Genomic DNA, 3,020 nt, shown 5'->3' on the forward strand with positions numbered 1-3,020 from the left:
GCGGCGATGAAGGCTTCCTGCGGGATGTCGACATTCCCGTACTGGCGCATCCGCTTTTTGCCTTCTTTCTGCTTGTCCAGCAGCTTGCGTTTGCGGGACGCGTCGCCGCCGTAGCATTTTGCCGTCACGTCCTTGCGCAGGGCGGCGATGGTTTCGCGGGCGATGACTTTGCCGCCGATGGCGGCCTGGATCGGGATTTTGAAGAGGTGGCGGGGGATGAGGTCTTTCATGCGTTCGCACATGTGGCGGCCGCGGGTGTCGGCGGCGGCGCGGTGGACGATCATGCTGAGCGCGTCGACGGGTTCGTTGTTGACCATGATGCTCATTTTCACCAGATCGCCTTCGCGGTGGCCGATCTGGTGGTAATCGAAGCTGGCGTAGCCGCGGCTGATGGATTTGAGGCGGTCGTAGAAATCGAAGACGACTTCGTTGAGCGGCAGTTCGTAGACGACCTGGGCGCGGCCGCCGACATACGTCAGGTTTTTCTGGATGCCGCGGCGATCCTGGCAGAGTTTGAGGATGCTGCCGAGATGTTCGTCGGGGACGTAGATGGTGGCTTCGATCCACGGCTCGTCGATTTGCAGGATCGTGGAGGGATCGGGCATGTCGGCGGGGTTGTGCAGTTGCAGCTGGGTGCCGTCGCGCTGCACGAGGTGATAGACCACGGACGGCGCGGTGGTGATCAGATCGAGATCATATTCGCGGGTCAGGCGTTCCTGGATGATTTCGAGGTGGAGCAGGCCGAGGAAACCGCAGCGGAAGCCGAAGCCCAGTGCAGCGCTGGTTTCCATTTCGAAGCTGAAGCTGGCGTCGTTGAGGCGCAGGCGCGAGATGGATTCGCGCAGCTTTTCGAAATCGGCGGCATCGGTGGGGAACAGGCCGCAGAAGACGACCGGCTGCACTTCCTTGAAGCCGGGCAGGGCGTCGTTGGCCGGGCGCTTGGCATCGGTGATGGTGTCCCCGACGCGGGCCTGCGCGACCTCTTTGATCTGCGCGGTGATGAAGCCGATTTCGCCGGGGCCAAGCTCACCAAGCTGCTCGATCTTGGGCCGGAACGCGCCGACACGGTCGACGAGGTGCACACTGTCGGCGGCCATGAACTTGATCATCTGGCCTTTCTTGATGACGCCATCGATGATGCGCACCAGCACGACGACGCCGAGATAGGGATCATACCAGCTATCGACCAGCATGGCCTTCAGCGGCCGTTCGGAATCGCCCTTGGGCGGCGGGATGCGGGTGACGATGGCTTCGAGGACTTCGGTGATGCCGATGCCGGATTTGGCGCTGGCCAGCACGGCGCCGCTGGCATCGAGGCCGATGATATCCTCGATCTCCTTCTTGACCTTTTCGGGATCGGCGGAGGGCAGATCGATCTTGTTGATCACCGGCACGATTTCATGATCATGTTCGATGCTTTGATAGACGTTGGCCAGCGTTTGCGCCTCCACGCCTTGGGCCGCGTCCACCACCAGCAGTGCGCCTTCGCAGGCGGCCAGGGAGCGTGACACTTCATAGGCGAAATCGACGTGGCCGGGCGTGTCCATCAGGTTGAGGATATAATCCTTGCCGTCCTTGGCGCGGTAATCCAGGCGCACGGTTTGCGCCTTGATGGTGATGCCGCGTTCCTTTTCGATGTCCATATTGTCGAGCACCTGCTCGGACATTTCGCGCAGTTGCAGCCCGCCGGTCGCCTGAATCAACCGGTCAGCCAGAGTCGATTTGCCATGATCGATGTGGGCAATGATCGAAAAATTGCGGATACGGCTTTGGTCTGCGCTCATGCTGATGGCGGTAGCAGGGGCCGGGCGCAGGCGCAAATTGCGCTGCGTCGCAGGCGGTGTTGTTGATGCACTTGGTTGATGGACTTGACCGGGGCGGGCGTGCTGGCCAAAGCCGGCGGGTGCATTTCGCGTGGGAGCTGCAAACTTGACCCTGTCCATCGCTATCGTCGGCGCCGGCCCGGCCGGTTACTACACAGCCGAAGCCGCCCAGAAAAAATGGGGCGCAGATGTGCGGATCGACATCATCGATCGCCTGCCGACGCCCTATGGCCTGATCCGTGCCGGCGTGGCGCCCGATCACCAATCGATCAAGGCGGTGACGCGGCGCTATGAGGCGACCAATCTGGCGGCGGGCACGCGGCTGGTCGGCAATGTCATGGTTGGCCGCGATGTGTCGGTGGATGAATTGCTGGCGATTTATGACGCCGTGGTGCTGTCGGTGGGGGCGCCGCTGGACAAGCCGATCGGCATTCCAGGTGATGATCTGCCCGGTGTGGTGGGATCAGCGGCGTTTGTGGGCTGGTACAATGGCCATCCCGATCATGCCGGGCTGGCGGTGGACCTGTCGCACCATGGCGCGGCGATCATCGGCAACGGCAATGTGGCGATTGATTGTGCGCGCATCCTGGCCAAGACCACCGAGGAGCTGGCGAGCACCGATATCGCCGACCATGCGCTGCGCGTGCTGAGCGGTAGCGCCGTGCGCGATGTGCATATTGTCGGCCGGCGCGGGCCGCATCAGGCCAGCTTTACCACCAAGGAAGCCGGGGAGCTTGGCCATCTGGTGCGCGCGCAGCCGGTGCTGCGGCCCGCCGATCTGCCGCCGATTGCCGACGATGCCGCCCTTGAGCCGGGGCACCGCAAGATGGTGACGCATTTGCGAAACTTTGCCGAGCAGCCGCGCGGCGACAAGCCGGTGAGCATCAATTTCGAATTTTATCGCCGTCCGGTCGCAGTGGAAGGCCAGCACCGCGCGCAGCGGCTGATCGTGGAAACCACCCGGCTGGAGGATGGCCGTGCAGTGGGCACTGGCGAACTTCATGCGATCCCGTGCGGGCTGGTGATTGCCTGCATCGGCTACCGCACGCAGCCGATCCCCGGCGTGGACTGGTCCGAGGCGTTGGGGCGTTTTCCCACCAGCGACGCGGGCAAGATTGCGCCTGGGCTTTATGCCAGCGGCTGGGCGCGGCGCGGGCCATCGGGCACGATCGGCACCAACCGGCCCGATGGGTTTTC

Annotated in this window: 2 protein-coding genes; one reads left to right on the forward strand and one right to left on the reverse strand. The window is 63.2% G+C overall.

The window, feature by feature from the left end:
* On the reverse strand, positions 1–1,784 hold a 1,784-nt coding region (gene lepA / locus ABWP50_RS13215; protein ID WP_353218453.1), incomplete at its 3' end, for a translation elongation factor 4.
* Between the two features lie 145 nt (positions 1,785–1,929).
* Between lepA and ABWP50_RS13220 the strand changes: the two genes are divergently transcribed.
* A partial coding sequence (locus tag ABWP50_RS13220; protein WP_353218454.1) for an FAD-dependent oxidoreductase occupies positions 1,930–3,020 on the forward strand: 1,091 nt, incomplete at its 3' end.

This window comes from Sandarakinorhabdus sp. (assembly GCF_040398645.1).
Lineage (GTDB): Bacteria > Pseudomonadota > Alphaproteobacteria > Sphingomonadales > Sphingomonadaceae > Sandarakinorhabdus.